13 protein-coding genes are annotated in these 20,544 nt (G+C 30.3%); 11 read left to right on the top strand and 2 right to left on the bottom strand.

From position 1 onward, the window contains the following. The first annotated feature begins 82 nt into the window (after window positions 1-82). The 8 genes from HMPREF3125_RS04945 (at window position 83) to HMPREF3125_RS04910 (ending at window position 12,579) form a co-directional block, all read left to right on the top strand. Complete coding sequence (locus HMPREF3125_RS04945; protein ID WP_029055583.1) at window positions 83-1,414, top strand: glucose-6-phosphate isomerase; 1,332 nt, start codon at window positions 83-85, stop codon at window positions 1,412-1,414. A 205-nt stretch (window positions 1,415-1,619) separates the two neighbouring features. Continuing rightward, on the top strand, window positions 1,620-2,195 hold the full coding sequence (locus tag HMPREF3125_RS04940) for a TVP38/TMEM64 family protein (protein WP_017637418.1): 576 nt from the start codon (window positions 1,620-1,622) through the stop codon (window positions 2,193-2,195). Between the two features lie 4 nt (window positions 2,196-2,199). Then, window positions 2,200-2,721, top strand: a complete 522-nt coding sequence (lepB, locus tag HMPREF3125_RS04935; protein ID WP_017637417.1) for a signal peptidase I — start codon at window positions 2,200-2,202, stop codon at window positions 2,719-2,721. An 18-nt stretch (window positions 2,722-2,739) separates the two neighbouring features. Further along, window positions 2,740-3,315 carry a signal peptidase I gene (lepB, locus tag HMPREF3125_RS04930; RefSeq protein ID WP_017637416.1) on the top strand — a complete coding sequence of 192 codons (576 nt, stop codon included), beginning with the start codon at window positions 2,740-2,742 and terminating at the stop codon, window positions 3,313-3,315. A gap of 462 nt (window positions 3,316-3,777) precedes the next feature. Then, complete coding sequence (gene addB / locus HMPREF3125_RS04925; protein ID WP_070452305.1) at window positions 3,778-7,248, top strand: helicase-exonuclease AddAB subunit AddB; 3,471 nt, start codon at window positions 3,778-3,780, stop codon at window positions 7,246-7,248. Further along, entirely contained in the window at window positions 7,245-10,904 is a 3,660-nt protein-coding gene (gene addA, locus HMPREF3125_RS04920) for a helicase-exonuclease AddAB subunit AddA (protein WP_070452302.1), read from the top strand. The genes addB and addA overlap by 4 nt, the downstream gene beginning before the upstream one ends. Before the next feature lie 135 nt (window positions 10,905-11,039). Continuing rightward, window positions 11,040-11,942: a fumarylacetoacetate hydrolase family protein gene (locus HMPREF3125_RS04915; protein ID WP_017637413.1), complete on the top strand. Its 903-nt coding sequence runs from the start codon at window positions 11,040-11,042 to the stop codon at window positions 11,940-11,942. Window positions 11,943-12,177: 235 nt separating this feature from the next. Beyond that, window positions 12,178-12,579, top strand: a complete 402-nt coding sequence (locus tag HMPREF3125_RS04910) for a YisL family protein (protein ID WP_070452299.1) — start codon at window positions 12,178-12,180, stop codon at window positions 12,577-12,579. Between the two features lie 66 nt (window positions 12,580-12,645). Here the strand turns inward: HMPREF3125_RS04910 and HMPREF3125_RS04905 are convergent, their stop codons facing one another. Beyond that, window positions 12,646-13,962, bottom strand: a complete 1,317-nt coding sequence (locus HMPREF3125_RS04905; protein ID WP_070452296.1) for a CoA-disulfide reductase — start codon at window positions 13,960-13,962, stop codon at window positions 12,646-12,648. Between the two features lie 76 nt (window positions 13,963-14,038). Next, entirely contained in the window at window positions 14,039-14,863 is an 825-nt protein-coding gene (locus HMPREF3125_RS04900; protein ID WP_070452293.1) for a Cof-type HAD-IIB family hydrolase, read from the bottom strand. A 112-nt stretch (window positions 14,864-14,975) separates the two neighbouring features. Between HMPREF3125_RS04900 and HMPREF3125_RS04895 the strand changes: the two genes are divergently transcribed. From HMPREF3125_RS04895 to clpB, 3 genes are all read left to right on the top strand, one after another. Beyond that, window positions 14,976-15,284: a metal-sulfur cluster assembly factor gene (locus HMPREF3125_RS04895; protein ID WP_017637409.1), complete on the top strand. Its 309-nt coding sequence runs from the start codon at window positions 14,976-14,978 to the stop codon at window positions 15,282-15,284. Window positions 15,285-15,777: 493 nt separating this feature from the next. After that, window positions 15,778-17,580 (top strand): acyltransferase family protein, encoded by a 1,803-nt coding sequence (locus tag HMPREF3125_RS04890; RefSeq protein ID WP_070452290.1) that lies wholly within the window; start codon window positions 15,778-15,780, stop codon window positions 17,578-17,580. 298 nt (window positions 17,581-17,878) lie between these two features. After that, window positions 17,879-20,485, top strand: coding sequence for an ATP-dependent chaperone ClpB (clpB, locus tag HMPREF3125_RS04885; protein WP_070452287.1), 2,607 nt, complete (start codon window positions 17,879-17,881; stop codon window positions 20,483-20,485). The last annotated feature ends 59 nt before the right edge of the window (window positions 20,486-20,544 follow it).

The following is a 20,544-nucleotide window of genomic DNA, read 5'->3' as shown; positions in this document are numbered from 1 at the left end:
TAGTAAAAAGGAGACTTGTGAATTGAATAGCAAATATAAACTTAGTAGAATTAAAGTAGTAAAAACATAGGAGGCTTTTTAGATGACTCATATTCAATTAGATTATGGTAAGACTTTAGAATTTTTTGGAGAACATGAATTAGAACAACAAAAAGATATCGTGAAAACATTACACAAAACGATACATGAAGGTACTGGCGCTGGAAAAGATTTCCTTGGTTGGGTTGATCTTCCTGTTGATTATGATAAAGAAGAGTTTTCAAGAATTGTAGAAGCTTCTAAACGTATTAAAGCCAATTCTGATGTATTAGTTGTTATTGGTATCGGTGGTTCTTATTTAGGTGCACGTGCCGCTATTGAAATGCTTACTTCTTCATTCAGAACAAATAATGACTATCCTGAAATTGTATTTGTAGGTAATCACTTATCTTCTAGTTATACAAAAGAATTAGTTGATTATTTAGCAGATAAAGATTTTTCTGTAAACGTCATTTCAAAATCAGGAACAACAACTGAACCAGCAGTTGCTTTCCGTTTATTTAAACAATTAGTAGAAAATAAATATGGTAAAGAAGAAGCTAAAAAACGTATTTTCGCTACTACTGATAAGAAAAAAGGTGCTTTAAAACAATTAGCTACAAATGAAGGTTATGAAACATTTGTAGTACCAGACGATGTTGGTGGACGTTATTCAGTATTAACAGCCGTTGGTTTATTACCAATTGCAGCTGCAGGTATTAATATTGAGGCAATGATGATTGGTGCAGCAAAAGCACGTGAAGAATTATCTTCAGATAAATTAGAAGAGAATATTGCTTATCAATATGCTACAATCCGTAACCTTTTATATAGCAAAGGCTACACTACTGAAATGTTAATTAACTATGAACCTTCTATGCAATATTTCAATGAATGGTGGAAACAATTATTCGGTGAATCTGAAGGTAAAGACTTTAAAGGCATTTATCCTTCAAGCGCGAACTATACTACAGATTTACATTCATTAGGACAATATGTTCAAGAAGGCCGTCGCTTCTTATTTGAAACAGTTGTTAAAGTTAATAATCCTAAACATGATCTTACAATTGAAGAAGATAGTGATGATTTAGATGGATTAAATTATCTTGCTGGTAAAACAATTGATGAGGTAAATACTAAAGCATTTGAAGGTACATTATTAGCACATACTGATGGTGGAGTTCCTAATATCGTTGTTAATATTCCTCGATTAGATGAAGAAACATTTGGATATGTTGTTTACTTCTTCGAATTAGCTTGTGCTATGAGTGGATATCAATTAGGCGTAAATCCATTTAATCAACCTGGTGTTGAAGCTTATAAACAAAACATGTTTGCATTATTAGGTAAACCAGGATTTGAAGAAATGAAAAAAGATCTTGAAGCACGTCTATAATCTATAAAAAATATATTTTATAATAAATAAATGTTATAATTACAAGGCTAGGACTAACTTGTCCTAGCCTTTCATGTTGTAAAGTGGTTTTGTTTTCTCAAACTTCAGATGTATTTATTGCTTTAAAAGAAGATTGCTATTTCAAAATACTATAATTACAACTATAATAAATAAGGTAATGTTTACCAAGAAAGGATTTGATGTTTTGTCGTTTGAACAATTAGAAGAATGGTTTGATTTATTTCGGCAATTCGGATATATTCCTGGGTTTGTGCTAATATATTTTAGAGCAATCATCCCCATTTTACCCTTAACGCTTTATGTCATTTTAATTATGCATACATATGGTGCGGTCGTAGGCATTATAATTTGTTGGCTAGGCATTGTAGCAGGTACATTTACAATGTTTTTAATCTTTAAAAGGTTAGTCAATACTAAAAAAATGAAACAATTCAAAACTAAAAAGTCAGTACAAAGATTAATTAGTTTTATAGATAGACAAGGCTTAATACCACTATTTATTTTATTATGTTTTCCATTTACGCCAAATACATTGATTAATGTGGTAGCAAGTCTTTCACATATTAAAACAAAGTATTATTTTATCGTTTTAACATTATCTAAATTGATTTCCATAACTGTATTAGGGATAATGGGTCGAGAGGTAACGACGATTTTCACTAATCCGATAAGAGCTATTGTGACGTTATTATTATTTGTCTTACTTTGGTTTGTAAGTAAAAAGGTAGAAAAACATTTTATGGGCTCTACTAAGGAGTGAAAAGTTGAAAACTGTTATTAAATATTTGATTTCCTTAATATTTGCGATTATTATTGTAATGTTCATTCAAACATTTATCATCAGAGGTGCTGTTGTACAGGATCAAAGTATGGCACCTACATTAAATGAAGGTGACCGATTGATTGTTAATAAAATTAAAGTCACATTTAATTTATTAGATACTGGTGATATAGTGATGTATAAAGATAATGGACGAATCCATTTTAGTAGAATAATTGGGAAACCAGGACAATCTATTGAAATTAGAAATAACAAGCTTTATCGAGACGATAGAGTAGTTCAAGATAAGTACGCTAAAAATAGAGATTTGAATAATGTTTCGTTAAGAAATATGAAACATTCAGATGGAGATATCATTTCACCCAAACACTATTTTGTATTAAATGATAACGATAGTGTAAAATCAGACTCAAGACGTTATGGTCTAATTGATAAAAGTAATATTATTGGTGATGTAAGTGTAAAATATTATCCGTTTGATGCATTTACGACAGACTTTAAATGAATATAAGAGGTGTGTAATTTGAAAAAGGAAATTATAGAATGGATTGTCGCCATCGCAATAGCAGTTTTGCTTGTATGGTTTATAAAGGATTTTGTTGGTCAACCTTATACAATTAAAGGTGACTCAATGGATCCAACATTAAAAGATGGGGAACGTGTTGGCGTAAACATTATGGGTTATAAAATTGGCGATGTGAAAAAAGGTAACGTTATTGTTTTCCATGCTAATAAAAAAGATGACTACGTTAAACGTGTTATTGGTACTCCAGGAGATAAGGTAGAATATAAAAAAGACCAATTATATATAAATGGTAAGAAACAGGATGAACCTTATTTAAATTATAATGAGAAACGAAAACAGATTGAATATATTACTGGTACTTTCCAAGTGAAAGATTTACCTAATGCTAACCCTAAATCAAATGTCATCCCTAAAGGTAAATACTTAGTATTAGGGGACAATCGTGAAGTAAGTAAAGATAGTCGTTCATTTGGTTTGATTAATAAAGATCAAATTGTTGGTAAAGTTTCATTCAGATTCTGGCCATTAAATGAATTTAAAGCTAACTTTAATCCAGATAATACTAAAAATTAATTTTGAAAGCGATAGACGCTAAGTCTATCGCTTTTTGTGTGTAAAATTGTGTAGATATATTAATGAATAAATATGTATAACGGAAAGTCATACTTTTTGTAAAACAAATTAGTATGACTTACCTAATAGTGATAGCTATTAGGTTCAATAATGTAATTCTGTGAAAATGAAGTGAACTTAAAAAATAGAAATAAGTTACAAATTGGCAGTAGTTGACTGATAAAGTAATTCTTTTTCTTTAGAAATTAGAATTACTTATGCATGAGTGTTAACTCATGTAATCCTTAGTGGAACACCTTAGCTAAAGCTAATGTGTAAGTATCACTAAACTATTATAAATAGTAGTGATACTTTACTAACTTAGTCAACCTTGGCGGGGCGGGACAACGAAATAAATTTTGTAAAAATGTTATTTCTGTCCCGCTCCCATGTTAAAATGTTGTCAAAGGAGTGAGGGTTGTTATGGAATTAAATGCATATATAGGGAGAGCTGGGACAGGGAAGTCTACAGCTATGGTTAATGAAATCAAAGATAAAATGAAAACTGACCCACTTGGTGATCCAATTATTTTAATCGCTCCAACTCAAAGTACTTTTCAATTTGAACAAGCATTTGTTAATGATTCAACATTAAATGGAAGTTTGAGAACAGAGGTACTTCACTTTGAAAGATTAAGCCATAGAGTGTTCCAAGAAGTTGGGGGATTTACGGAACAACGATTATCTAAAGCGGCAACTGAAATGATGATTTATCATTTAGTACAACAATATCAATCAGATATGAAATTATATAAATCACAAGCCAAATACTTTGGGTTTAGTGAGAAATTAGCCGAACAAATTCAAGATTTTAAAAAATATTCTGTCTTACCTGAACATATTGATGAATTTCTAAATACACACGATATTCAAACCAGAACTAAACATAAATTAGAAGATATTTCTTTAATATACAAACAATTTGAGTCTCGAACTCACGGCAATTTTATTACAGTTGAAGATTCGTTACGAAAATTTATCGAACAAATGGATAAATCTGAATGGCTAAAACGCTCAGAAATATACATAGACGGTTTCCATAACTTTTCAACTCTTGAATACGAAATGATTCAAGCATTAGTAAGAAATGCTAAAAAAGTAACGGTATTATTAACTACTGATGGTAATCAAGATGCTTTCAGTTTATTTAGAAAGCCATCTGAAGTTTTAAATCATTTAGAAGAGATTGCTCAAGATTTACATATCCAACTTCAAAAGCGTCTTTTCAATGAAGTCTATCGATTTAATCACAATGATCTAAAAGCTTTAGAATCCCAATTCGACGCATTACAACTAACGCCTCAACAAAATCAGGGGCATATCGATATTCTTGAATCTTCTAGTATGAGAGAAGAAATTAATGAAATTGCAAGACAAATTCTTAAAGATACACGTGATAACCAATTGAGATTTCAAGATATTGCAATCTTATATCGAGACGTATCATATGCCGATTTATTTGAATCTATTTTACCGCTATATCAAATTCCTTTTAACATAGATACAAAACGTTCAATGACACATCATCCTATTATGGAAATGATTCGTTCACTAATCGAAGTAATCCAAACTAATTGGCATATCAATGCAATGATGCGTTTATTGAAAACAGATGTGCTGACTAACCAATATAAAAATAGTACACACCTAATAGATTTATTAGAAAATTTTGCTATAGAACGTGGTATTTATGGAAAAAGATGGTTAGATGACGATTTATTTAATGTAGATAATTTTAGAAAAATGGGTCGTAAAGAACATCAACTTACACAAGAAGAAAGAGAGACATTCGAACAAGTTGTTAAATTAAAAAATGATGTGATTGATAAAATTCTTCATTTTGAACAAGCAATGAATGAAGGTAACACAGTTCGTGAGTTTGCTACTGCATTTTATGAAAGTATGGAATATTTTGAATTACCCAATCAGTTAATGACACAACGAGATATTTTAGATAATGATGGTTACCATGAAGAAGCTGAAGAAATTGATCAAATTTGGAATGGTTTAATTCAAATACTAGATGATTTGGTAACTGTGTTTGAACATGAAAGCATGACATTAACTCGCTTTTTAGAAGTATTTGATATTGGATTAGAACAATTAGAATTTGTGATGATTCCTCAAACACTTGATCAAATAAGCATTGGTACGATGGATTTAGCTAAAGTAGATAATAAAAAGCATATCTATCTTGTCGGTATGAATGATGGTTCTATGCCTCAACCTATTTCTTCTTCAAGCTTAATTAGTGATGATGAGAAAAAATTATTCGAACAAAATGCTCAAATAGAATTAAGCCCAACGTCAGATATCTTACAAATGGATGAAGCATTTGTATGCTATATTGCTATGACTCGTGCAACAAATAGAGTTACATTTTCATATAGCTTGATGGGATCATCAGGTGATGAAAAAGAAATGAGTCCATTTTTAGCACAAATAAAAGATATTTATGACAATTTAGATGTAATAAATATTCATCAAATGCATCAAGAACATCCTATTTCATTAATTGAGCATGTTCATCAAACAAAAATTAATTTATTTGAGTCACTAAGAGCTTGGTTAGATGAAGAAATTGTAGCAGATACATGGCTTGATGCATATCAAGTAATGAGTGACGATGAGCGTCTTAATGAGGGATTGGATTATTTAATCACTTCGTTAACTTACGATAATGAGACGAAGCAGCTTAGTGAAACACTGGCACAGGATTTATACGGTAAAACGATTAATGCGAGTGTATCTAGATTCGAAGGGTATCAACAATGTCCATTTAAACATTTTGCTTCACATGGTTTAAGATTAAATGAGCGAACAAAATATGAACTACAAAACTTTGATTTAGGTGATATTTTCCATTCTGTATTGAAATATATATCTGATCGTATAGATGGAGACTTTAAACATCTTGATCAGAAAAAAATCAAAACATTAACATCAGAAGCGCTTGAACAAATTTTACCTAAAGTTCAATTTAATCTATTAAATTCATCAGCTTATTATCGTTATTTATCCAGAAGAATAGGCGCAATTGTTGAAACAACTTTAAGTGCTTTGAAATATCAAGGAGACTATACGAAATTCAAACCACAACAATTTGAAACGGGCTTCCGTAAATCACCTAAATCTGATGAAGAATTGATGGCTAAATCATTAACAACTACACAAGGTGTTCCTATTAATATACGTGGTCAAATTGACCGAATAGATACTTATACAAAAGAAAATCAAAGTTACGTTAATATCATTGACTATAAATCATCAAAAAATAGTGCAACACTTGATTTAACAAAAGTTTACTATGGTTTACAAATGCAAATGATGACTTATATGGACATCGTATTACAAAACAAAGAAAGATTAGGCTTAACAGATATCGTTAAACCAGGTGGCTTACTATACTTCCATGTTCATGAACCAAGACTCAAATTGAAAAATTGGTTAGAAATTGATCAAGAAAAATTAGAAAAAGAGCACATTAATAAATTTAAGATGAGTGGATTAGTTAATAGTGATGAAAATGTGTTAGATGCTTTAGATATTAGATTAGAACCTAAATTCAAATCTGATATTGTGCCAGTTGGTTTAACTGCTAAAGGAACAATAAATAAAGCTAGTAGTCAGGTTGCAGATGAAAACACTATTTACAAATTTATAGAACATAATAAAAAGAATTTTATTGAAACGGCAAGTCATATTATGGATGGACATACAGAAGTAGCACCACTCAAATATAAACAAACATTGCCATGCCAATATTGTAGTTACCAATCTGTTTGTCATGTAGATGGCATGATAGATAGTAAAAGATATCGCACTGTTGATGAGTTTATTAATCCAATAGAAGCGATTCAACAAATGGAAGAAAATGGAGGTGGAACTGAATGATACCTACGAAACCACAAGATGTTATTTGGACAGATGCACAATGGCGCAGTATTTATGCCAAAGGTCAAGATATTTTAGTAGCTGCAGCTGCTGGTTCTGGTAAAACAGCTGTACTGGTTGAAAGAATTATTCAACGTATTTTAAGAGATGAAATTGATGTAGACCGTTTACTAGTAGTGACATTTACTAATTTAAGTGCAAGAGAAATGAAACATCGAGTTGACCAACGTATTCAACAAGCTTCGATTGAAGATCCAAATAATGAACACTTGAAAAATCAGCGTATCAAAATACATCAAGCTCAGATTTCCACTTTACACAGTTTTTGTTTGAAATTAATTCAACAACATTATGACGTACTAGATATTGATCCTAATTTTAGAACGAGTAGTGAAGCAGAAAATATCTTACTTTTAGAACAAACGATTGATGAAGTGTTAGAGCGACATTATGATTATTTGAAACCAGAATTTATTGATTTAACTGAACAATTATCTAATGACCGTAGTGATACACAATTTAGAAGTATTATTAAACAACTTTATTTCTTTAGTATTGCTAACCCGAATCCTCAAGAATGGTTAAATCAACTTTCAACACCATATATGGATGAATCACAGCAAGATGAGTTATTAAAATTATTAAATGATTTGGCAATGATTTTTATAAATGCTGCACAAGAATCACTTGATAAAAGTTATGAGTTATTTTCAATGATGGAAAGTGTAGATAAGCAGTTAGAAGTCATAGAATCAGAACGACGATTTATGAGTCAATTATTTGAAAATGATACATTACAAATTGAAACGCTTATAAATCATCAATTTGCAAGTAGATTTCCAGCTATAACAGCAAAAATCAAAGAAGAAAATGCCATGATGGTAGATGCATTAGAAGATGCGAAAGCTGCGTACACTAAATATAAAGATATGATTACTAAAGTTAAAAGTGATTATTTCTCAAGAACTGCAGAAGATTTGAAACATGATATGCAATTGTTAGCGCCAAGAGTTTCATATTTATCGGATATTGTGAAAGATGTTATCAATGAATTTGGGAAACACAAACGCCAAAGAAATGTATTAGACTTTGCGGATTATGAACATTTTGCCTTACAAATTTTAACTAATGAAGATGGTTCACCTTCACAAATTGCTGAAATGTATCGTCAACATTTTTCTGAAATATTGGTTGATGAATACCAAGATACCAACCGTGTTCAAGAGAAGATTTTATCTTGTATCAAAACAGGTGAAGAATCTAATGGGAATTTATTTATGGTTGGTGACGTTAAACAATCGATTTATAAATTCAGACAGGCCGATCCAAGTTTATTTATCGAAAAATATAACCGTTTTAATACCGAAGGACAAGGAGCAGGTATGCGTATAGATTTGTCTCAAAACTTCCGATCTCGAAAAGAAGTATTATCAACGACAAACTATCTATTTAAACACATGATGGATGAAGAAGTAGGAGAAATTTCTTATGATGAAGCGGCACAATTATATTATGGTGCGCCATTTGACGATGTTAATCATAATGTAGAATTACGTACAATGGTTGAAGCGAGTTCTGAAGATAGTGATTTAACTGGTACTGAACAAGAGGCTAATTATATAGTTGAGCAAGTTAAAGACATTTTAGACCATAAAAAAGTATATGATATGAAATCTAATTCATATCGACCTGCGACATATAAAGATATCGTTATATTAGAACGCAGTTATGGTCAAGCGCGTAATTTACAGCAAGCTTTTAAAGATAATGATATTCCATTTCACGTGAACAGTAGAGAAGGTTATTTCGAACAGACAGAAGTACGACTTATATTATCGTTTTTACGTACAGTTGATAATCCGTTACAAGATATCTATTTGGTTGGATTAATGCGCTCAGTTATTTATCAATTTACAGAAGATGAATTAGCAAATATTCGTGTATTTAGTCCTAATGATGATTATTTTTATCAATCAATTCACCAATATATTAATAATGATGTTGCTAATAAAAAGTTAGTTAAAAAGTTAAAACACTTTTTAGATGATATTCAACACTATCAAGAATATAGCCAACGTTATCCGGTTTATCAATTAATTGATAAATTTTATAACGATCATTTTGTTATTCAATATTTTAGTGGCTTAATAGGTGGTAGAGGACGTAGAGCAAATTTATATGGACTATTTAATAAGGCTATTGAATTTGAAAACTCCAGTTTCCGTGGATTGTATCAATTTATTAGATTTATAGATGAGCTAATTGATAGAGGTAAAGACTTTGGTGAAGAAAATATTGTAGGGCCAAACGATAACGTAGTACGTATGATGACAATTCATAGTAGTAAAGGTTTAGAGTTTCCATTTGTCATATATTCTGGTTTATCTAAGAAATTTAATAAAACAGATTTAAGAGGACAAGTTGTTTTGAATCAGAAATATGGATTAGGGATGGATTACTTTGATGTAGAAAAAGATATTGCTTATCCATCGTTGTCTTCAGTCGCTTATTCTGCAATTAATGAAAAAGAAATGATTTCTGAAGAAATGCGTTTAATCTATGTAGCATTAACAAGAGCCAAGGAACAATTGATATTAATAGGTAGAATTAAAGATGAAAAGGAATTAGATAAACTAGAAAGATTGCCTATTTCGGGAAATCATATCGCTGTTAATGAACGTTTAACTGCATCTAATCCATTTACAATGATTTATAGCATATTATCAAAATATCAATCGTCTAGTATTACAAATGATCAAAAATTTGAAAAAGAAGTTGAACAATTGGATAGTAATGTAAAACCAAGAGTGACATTATTTATTGATCATTTCGAAGATATTTCTACAGAGATTGCAACTACTGATCAAGAACATAGAAGTATAGAAGATATTGAAATGTATCAAAGTGGAAACGAAGATGTTAAAGCTAAAATAAAAGACAAGTTAACTTTCGAATATCCTTATTTAGCCGACACTGAAAAACCGTCAAAACAATCTGTATCAGAATTAAAACGTCAACTTGAAACGGAAGAAAGTGGGACTAACTATGACAGAGTGCGACAGTATAGAATAGGTGTCTCAACATATGAACGTCCTAAATTTTTAAGTCAACAAGGAAAACGCAAAGCGAATGAAGTGGGTACATTGATGCATACAGTAATGCAACATTTACCATTTAACCAAGAAAGAATGACTGAAGATGATTTAGATCAATATATCAATCAGCTTATAGATAAAAATATCATTGAATCTGATGCAAAAGAAGATATTAGATATAAAGAAATTATGCGTTTTATAAATAGTAATTTGTATTTAGAAATAGCAAACGCTGATCAAGTTTATAGAGAATTACCTTTTGTAGTGAATCAATCTAAAGTTGATCAATTAGAACTGAAAGATGAAGACGTTTCAATTATTCAAGGGATGATTGATTTAATCTATGTTAAAGATAAAGAATATTATTTTGTAGATTATAAGACAGACGCTTTTAACCGTCGAAGAGGATTAACAGATGAAGAAATCGGTCAACAATTGAAGGATAAGTATCGCATACAGATGAAGTATTACCGCAATACTTTAGAAACGATACTTCAAACTAAGGTCAAAGGTTATTTATATTTCTTTAAATTTGGCATGTTAGAAATTGATGACAATTAAGATACTCTTACTTACGGATAATTTGAAAAAACGAATATGTAGAAACTTTCTTAATTTTCTTACTTATATATTTGTTATTTCATGGTCATAACAGTTATAATATGTATTAAGATATAGATGAGGAGTTGATTATGAATGAAATTTTTATCATTCAAGCATAATGACAGAACTTCATATGGTGTTAAAGTTAAACGTGAAGATGCTGTTTGGGATTTAACATTAGTATTTGCAGATTTTGCAGAAAGTGATTTTCATCCGAAAACATTATTAGCAGGATTACAACAAAACCAAACGTTAGATTTCCAAGAACAAGTACGTAAAGCAGTTGTAGCTGCTGAAGATAGCGGTAAAGCTGAAGATTATAAAATTTCATTTAATGATATTGAATTTTTACCACCGGTTACTCCACCAAATAACGTTATCGCATTTGGTCGTAACTATGAAGATCATGCAAGTGAATTAAACCATGAAGTACAACGATTATATGTTTTCACTAAAGCAGCATCATCATTAACAGGTGATTTAGCAACAATTCCAAATCACAAAGATATTACTGATCAATTAGATTATGAAGGCGAGTTAGGTATTGTAATTGGTAAATCAGGAGAGAAAATTCCTAAAGCATTAGCGTTAGACTATATTTATGGATATACAATTATCAATGATATTACTGACCGTAATGCCCAAAATAACCACGACCAAGCATTCTTATCTAAAAGTTTAACAGGTGGTTGCCCAATGGGACCATACATCGTAACTAAGGATGAACTACCTACACCTGAAAACGTTAATATTGTTACTAAAGTAAACAATGAAATTCGTCAAGATGGTAACTCAGGTGAAATGATTTTAAAAATTGACGAATTAATCGAAGAAATTTCTAAATACGTTGCTTTACATCCTGGAGATATTATTGCTACTGGTACGCCAGCTGGTGTTGGTGCTGGTATGCAACCTCCAAAATTCTTACAACCTGGTGATGAAGTTAAAGTAACTATCGATAATATTGGTACGTTAACTACTTACATTTCTGAATAAGATTAAACTAGTTATAATTAATTAGATAATATAGTTAAAGGCCTGGGACATAAGTAAATGTCTCAGGCTATAATTATGTTTGGGCTTAGGGTTAGAGTTTTATATTTTTGTTTATTACTATGACGAACAATCTCTTAAAAAGGGTAATAAATTATATACTTATATCATTTAAAATAAATTGTTCGTTTTGTGGTATCATTAGTTAAGTAAAATATTAAGTGGGGGGAACATTGATTTGTTACATGTTCATATTTTAAGTTGGGTATTAGCAATTATTCTTTTTATTGCTGCATACTTAAACATTTCTAAAGCACAAGGAGCTACACCATATTTTAAACCATTACAGATGGCATTAAGATTGTTTATGCTATTAACATTAATTTCTGGTTTTTGGGAATTAATTAAAGAATTTGCTGCAGCCAGTAATGGTGAAGGCGGCAATCATATACTTTTAACATTGAAAATGTTGTGTGGTTTAGGTGTTATTGCATTAATGGAAATTTCTATTACTAAAAGAAAGAAACACGAAGATTCTACAAAATTATTTTGGAGTACAATTGTCTTAATTATTATAACAATGGCAATTGGTGTTATTCTTCCTTGGGGTCCTATCTCAAAAATGTTAGGTTTAGGATAGGTCATTAAATCATTTATAAACTTAAAAACATGCAAAACGATTTTAATTAACCGTTTTGCATGTTTTTTATTGTGCTTTATATCCAATCATATTAATAAGATCTTTAGGATGACTATAAGGTGGGGCATACGCAACTTCAAACTCTGTTAATTCATCAACAGTCATATTATTTTGCATTGCCATAGATAATACATCAATACGTTTATCAGCACCTTCTTGCCCAACTCCAGCTGCACGTATAATTTTTCTAGTATCTTGATCAAAGTATACTCTCAGATGTAATGGTGTATTTCCTGGGTAATAACCTGCATGTGCGCCTTGTTTAGTTTCTACCATTTTATAATTGAATTGAGATAATTCTTCTGGTTTAACACCAACGCTAGCAAACGTATAATTGAAAAATTTAACAATATTAGATCCTAGATATCCTTTAAATTTAATATTATCATTTCCTACTAATTGTTCAGCAATAATACTCGCAGCACGATGTGCGCCCCAGGCTAGAGGAACATTTGCTTTTAAATCAACATGTCTGTAATGTGATGTAATGACATCTCCAAGAGCATAAATGTTATTTATATTTGTTTGGAAAGCATCATTCACTGGAATAAATCCTTTTTCATCAAGTTGAACGTTAGAACTTTTTATAAACTCAGAGTTAGGTTTAGTACCTATACCTTCAATAATGATATCGTAGTCTTCTTTTATTCCTGATTTGAATGTAATTTCATTACCATTTATATCAGCAATTTCTTCATTTAAACGATATTGAATATGTTTATCTTTTAATTCATCAAAGATAGGTTGATTCATATCTTGATCCATTAATTTATTTACCTGTTCAGAACGATGAATAAGTGTGATATCTAATCCTCTATGATATAAATTTTCTAATACTTCTAATGAAATATACCCAGCACCTACAATTAATGCTTTTTGAGCATTATTTTTATCAATAAATGAATTGATAGCGTCTGTATCTTCTAGGTTTCTTAATGTAAAAGCTAAGTCTGTATCAAAATTAAGTCGGTTTGCACTACAACCAGGGCTTAAAATTAAGTAATCATATGATTCTTCAAACGATTCATTTGTATTTTTATTTTTAACGGTTACAGTTTGTTTGGTATCGTTAATTGCAATGACTTCATGATACGTTTTAACTGATATTTGTTTTTTATCGAAAAACTTATCCGGAGTATAAGCTAACACTTTTTCTCTTTCAGTAATTGTATCACTCAAATAGTAAGGCAATGCGCAGTTGGCAAAGCTCATATCTCTATCTTTTTCAAAAATTATAATCTCGCTTTCAGAGTCTAAACGTCTAATTTGACTTGCACAAGTTGCACCACCTGCAACTGCACCGACGACAACTATTTTACTCATGCGGTTATACCCCCTGATATAATAAAATTCTGAGACAGCATAGTATATCTATCTCAGATGTGTTGAAACGCTATTCTTATGAATAATAACGTATATTCAAATCAAAGAAATTATTTAAATATCTTCCAATTCCATCTTCATTATTACTAAATGTTGTTTCATCAGCAATATCCTTAAGTTCTTGAAGACCATTGTCCATAGCAATACCATAATGTGCGTATTTAATCATTTCGATGTCATTATCTTCATCACCAAAAGCAATAATATGTTCTGGTTCAATATTTAAAAATTGTCTAACTTGGTCAATACCACGAGCTTTGTTAATACCGCGTTTAACAATTTCAATGACAGGAAATGGTGCACCCCAACGACGGTGTTCAATATTTTCAGCATAAAACTGAGTTAATTTATCTTTGATTTCTGGAATTTTGCTTTCTTCTGCTTCAACTAATAGAGATGTTGGTGCTTCGTTAAGTTGTTCTAATAAATTACCAGTTTGTATTCTAGGATTTCCCATTGAGAAACCTTCAAATAAACGAGGATCATGGTTGTTAATAAACACATAATCTTTTACTTCAGCAATAATATTAGTTACATGAAATTGCTGTAATTTTTCGATAATATTTTTTGAAATATCTATATCTAAAACTTCATGTATTGTATCAAAATCGTTTGATTTAGGATGATGTACATACGCACCATTAAAGTTTACTACAGGCGTATCCATATTTAATTCATGATAATACATTTGACTGGCACGATATGGACGGCCTGTAGCAATCATGATTAAATGACCACGTTGTTGTAATTCTGTTAAAACTTGTTTTGTATAATTAGAAATTTCTTTATTATCATTTAATAATGTTCCATCTAAGTCTAAGCAAATTAAATGAGGCTGCATAACGTTCTCCTTATGTCGTAATAATATATTGTAGTTGTATCATAGCATTTTATTGGCGTTTTGTCGGATATTTGATATATTAGTATAAAGAAAATATAGAGAGGTGATACTAATGGAAGAGGCATTAAAAGATAGTATCCTAGGAGCTCTAGAAATGGTAATCGACCCTGAATTAGGTATTGATATTGTTAATTTAGGATTAGTATATAAAGTTGATGTAGATGACGAAGGACTTTGTACTGTTGAGATGACATTAACTTCTATGGGTTGTCCTTTAGGACCGCAAATTATTGATCAAATTAAAACTGTATTAGCAGAGATTCCAGAAATTCAAGATACTGAAGTTAATATCGTATGGAATCCACCTTGGAATAAAGATATGATGTCTAGATACGCGAAAATTGCTCTAGGTGTTGGTTAATCTAATTCTGATAATAAGAATGGTTATGTAGTAATATACACATTGCGTGTATACATTACATACCATTCTTTTTTATGTGGTCTAAATTAGAGATGGCAAATTAAGATGAATTAAATTTAAAAATTTACGCTATCTAAACGATAAGAAACCAATATTCTGAAAATAAAAATGTATTTATTAATAAATTTAAAAAAATCCAATCGTCATTAAATAAATAATATTCAATTGCTATTTAAATTGAATTTATATTACGGTTGTATTACAATAATTAAGACTAATTGTAACTTGAATGCAATAAATTTAAGTAATAAATAAGTTGTTGCAAGTTTATTTTAACCAAATCATTATTAGTCATAAGATTTATCAAGTTGTTTTAATTATTTCTCAATAAGTAATGAAACTTAGATTAAATACAAGATACATGACTATTTTAATATAAAACTTAAACTACTATGAATATTCGAAAATGATTTGATGGGGAAGAAAGTGTAATATGAATAAGGAATATAAAAGCACTAGAAATAGGGGAAAGAAATTAAGATATATGCCTGGTTTAGATGGTTTAAGAGCAATTGCTGTTATCGGCATTATTATTTACCATTTAAATAAACAATGGTTAACAGGCGGATTTTTAGGTGTAGATACATTTTTTGTTATTTCAGGTTATTTAATAACGAGCTTATTATTAAAAGAATACGAAGAAAATGGCATAATCAATTTAAAGAATTTTTGGTTACGTCGTTTGAAAAGGTTAGTTCCAGCTGTATTAGCGCTATTATTAGTAGTTGGTATAGCCACATTACTTTTTAAATCAGAAGAGATAGTTAGAGTAAAACATGATATTATTGCTGCAATATTTTATGTTTCAAATTGGTGGTATATCGCTAAGGATGTTAACTACTTTGAACAATTCTCTTTTATGCCACTTAAACACTTATGGTCATTAGCTATTGAAGAACAGTTTTATTTAGTTTTTCCAATAGTTTTAATTACTTTATTACTAACTTTAAAGAAATACCGTAATGTGACGCTCATTTTTTGGATCATTTCATTATTATCACTTATGTTAATGATTATCATTTCAGAGCCACATCTGAACCATTCAAGAGTATATTTTGGTACAGATACGCGTTTACAAACATTATTATTGGGTGTCATATTGGCATTTTTATGGCCACCATTCAAATTAAAAGCACAACCTCCTAAAGCGTTACAACGTGCAATAGATATTGTAGGCATATTAGGATTAGCATTTTTAATTCTATTATTTGTAACTGTTCAAGACGAAAGTGACTGGATTTATAATGGTGGATTTTATATTATTTCTGCTATGACTTTATTTATCATTGCTAGTGTGGTGCATCCAGCAACATTTGTGTCTAAACTATTAGGTAATACTTTGTTTGTATACATAGGTAAACGGTCTTATAGTTTATATTTATGGCACATTCCGATTATTAGTTTTATTCATAGCTATTATATTGATGGACAAATTCCTTTATATGTCTACATTATAGATATTGTTTTAACATTTGTTTGCGCTGAGTTGTCATATCGTTATGTAGAAACGCCATTCAGAAAACAAGGTTTAAAGGCATTTACTTTGAAACGTAAGTATAAACCTGCACTTATTAGAACGATTACGATTATTATTTTAATTATTCCATTTGCTTTTATTATGATTGGTTCATTTGATGGATTAGGTAAAGATAAAATTAATCATAAGTCCAATTCATTTAACACAGATTTAGAAGATAAGTATTTAATTAGAATGATTCCTATTGATAAAATTGGTCAAAATGGAAAAAATGATACAGATGTAGATACAGATATTAGTCCATTATTAATAGGTGACTCAGTAATGGTAGACATAGGGGAAACTTTTAAAGACAGTGTACCAAAAGCTAAAATTGATGGTAAAGTTGGTAGAAATTTATATCAAGCGATTCCATTAGCAGAACAAAATTATTCTCATTATAATAAAAAATCTGATCAAGTTGTATTAGAATTAGGTACTAATGGTGATTTTAATAAAGAACAACTTGATGATTTAATTAGTAAATTTGGTAAAGCTCAAATTTATTTAGTCAATACACGAGTACCAAGAGGTTATGAAAATCACGTTAATAAGCTAATGGCTGATGCAGCAAAAGAAAAGAGCAATGTGACTTTAATTGATTGGTATAAAAGATCAGAGGGTCATACAGAATACTTTGCACCAGATGGCATTCATTTAGAAAATAGTGGCGTAAAAGCACTTACTGACGAAATTTTAAAACATATTAAAAAGAAATAATCTAATCACATAAAGGAGTAGTATTGAAAGATGTTTATTAAACTAAACGTACTCAATACTACTTCTTTGTTTATATTTTAAAAAATGTGAATTCAATACATAAAGAGGTTTTAGTTTGAGTTTTTCGGTATTATCCATTCAAAATTTAATTGATTAAAATTAATAAAAATTTTAGGTTCAAGTTGTTGATTAATTTTAAAAAGAGGACTATAATATAGTTAAGGTCAAAGAAAGTCAAAGTCAAAAATAAACTTTGATGAATGAATGACTGACTCTAAATAAATAGAGGTGAAAACAATTGGATATAAATAAAATGACATATGCTATTCAAGGCTCATTACAAAGAGCAATTGAATATAGTAAAGAATTTGAATTACAAAATATAGAAATAGAAGCAATACTAAAAGCAACGTTAAACGAAAGTGAAAGTTTATTTAAAAGTGTGTTAGAACGTGCAAATATTGACGTAGACCAATTAGAAAAAGCTTATGATAAGAAGTTAAAATCTTATCCAACTGTTCAAGGTGATAATGTTCAATATGGACAATATATCAGTTCTAAAGCAAACGAATTAATGAACAAATCTGAAACTTATATGAATGATTATGATGATGAATTCATTTCTATGGAACATGTATTAAGAGCAGCTATGGACATTGATCAAACAACTAAAGAATTCATAGGTAATAAATCTGAAGTTATCAAAGAAATTATAAATAAAATAAGAGGGGGAAATCATGTGACTAGCCAGAACCCAGAAGTAAATTATGAAGCATTAGAAAAATATGGACATGACTTAGTAGAAGAAGTGCGTCAAGGTAAAATGGATCCTGTCATTGGCCGTGACGAGGAAATACGTAATACGATTCGTATTTTAAGCCGTAAAACAAAAAATAATCCAGTCCTTATAGGTGAACCAGGTGTAGGTAAAACAGCAATAGTTGAAGGTTTAGCTCAACGAATTGTTAAAAAAGACGTGCCTGAATCATTATTAGACAAAACTATTTTCGAGCTTGATTTAAGTGCCTTAGTTGCAGGTGCAAAATTCCGAGGAGAATTCGAAGAACGTTTGAAAGCAGTACTTAAAGAAGTTAAAGAATCTGATGGTAGAATAATCCTATTTATTGATGAAATTCATATGTTAGTAGGCGCAGGAAAAACAGATGGTGCTATGGATGCCGGCAACATGTTAAAACCTATGTTAGCACGTGGTGAATTACATTGTATTGGTGCTACAACATTAAATGAATATAGAGAGTATATTGAAAAAGATTCTGCCTTAGAACGTCGTTTCCAAAAAGTAGGCGTAAGCGAACCAGATGTTGAAGATACAATTTCAATCCTACGTGGTTTAAAAGAACGTTACGAAGTATATCATGGTGTACGTATTCAAGACCGTGCTTTAGTTGCAGCAGCAGAATTATCTGATAGATATATTACTGACAGATTTTTACCAGATAAAGCGATTGATTTAGTTGACCAAGCTTGTGCAACTATTCGTACTGAAATGGGCTCAAATCCTACTGAATTAGATCAAGTTAATAGACGTGTAATGCAATTAGAAATCGAAGAAAGTGCATTGAAAAATGAATCTGATAATGCTAGTAAACAACGTCTTGAAGAACTTCAAGAAGAATTATCTAACGAAAAAGAAAAACAAGCCTCATTACAATCTCGTGTTGAACAAGAAAAAGAAAAAATTGCTAAATTACAAGAAAAACGTGCTGAATTGGATGAAAGTAGAAAAGCTTTAGAAGATGCGCAAACTAATAACAATCTTGAAAAAGCAGCAGAATTACAATATGGCAAAATACCACAATTGGAAAAAGAATTAAAAGAATTAGAAGATGTCTTCCAAGATGAACAAGGTGAAGATAACGATAGAATGATTCGTGAAATCGTTTCTGACGAAGAAATTGGAGATATCGTAAGTCAATGGACTGGTATTCCAGTATCAAAACTAGTAGAAACTGAAAGAGATAAATTACTTCATTTAGGTGATATTTTGCATAAACGTGTAGTAGGTCAAGATAAAGCAGTAGATTTAGTTTCTGATGCTGTAGTACGTGCCAGAGCAGGTATCAAAGATCCTAATAGACCAATTGGTAGTTTCTTATTCTTAGGACCAACTGGTGTAGGTAAAACTGAATTAGCTAAATCATTAGCAGCGTCATTATTTGATTCTGAAAAACACATGATCAGAATCGACATGAGTGAGTATATGGAAAAACATGCTGTGTCTAGATTAATTGGTGCCCCTCCAGGCTATGTAGGTCATGATGAAGGTGGTCAATTAACTGAAGCGGTAAGACGTAACCCATACTCAGTTATCTTACTTGATGAAGTGGAAAAAGCCCACAGTGATGTATTTAACGTATTACTTCAAATTTTAGATGAAGGTCGATTAACTGATTCTAAAGGTAGAAGCGTTGATTTTAAAAATACAATTATTATTATGACAAGTAATATTGGCTCACAAGTATTGTTAGATCAAGTATCTGAAACAGGTGATATTAGTGAATCTACTGAAAAAGCTGTTATGGATAGCTTACATGCATACTTCAAACCAGAAATTTTAAACCGTATGGATGACATCGTATTATTCAGACCATTATCAGTTGACGATATGAGTATGATTGTCGATAAAATTATTGGTAACTTGAATATGAGATTAGTAGATCAAAGAATAACTATTGAAGTAACTGAAAAAGCGAAAAAATGGTTAGGTGAAGAAGCTTATGAACCTCAATTTGGTGCAAGACCATTGAAACGATTTGTACAAAGACAAATTGAAACACCATTAGCACGTATGATGATTAAAGAAAACTTACCAGAAGGTACTAAAATAGATGTAGATTTAGATGAAAACAATGAACTAACATTTGATGTTAACAAACCTGAATAATAAATAACTAAAACCAAGAATTTGAATGAAAATTCATCTTCTTGGTTTTTTATTTGTGA

Origin of the sequence: Staphylococcus sp. HMSC13A10 (assembly GCF_001808005.1) — a bacterium.
In the GTDB taxonomy this organism is placed as follows: domain Bacteria; phylum Bacillota; class Bacilli; order Staphylococcales; family Staphylococcaceae; genus Staphylococcus; species Staphylococcus pasteuri.
The sequence above is the reverse complement of the archived record's forward strand: the minus strand, read 5'-3'. Positions and strand labels throughout refer to the sequence as shown.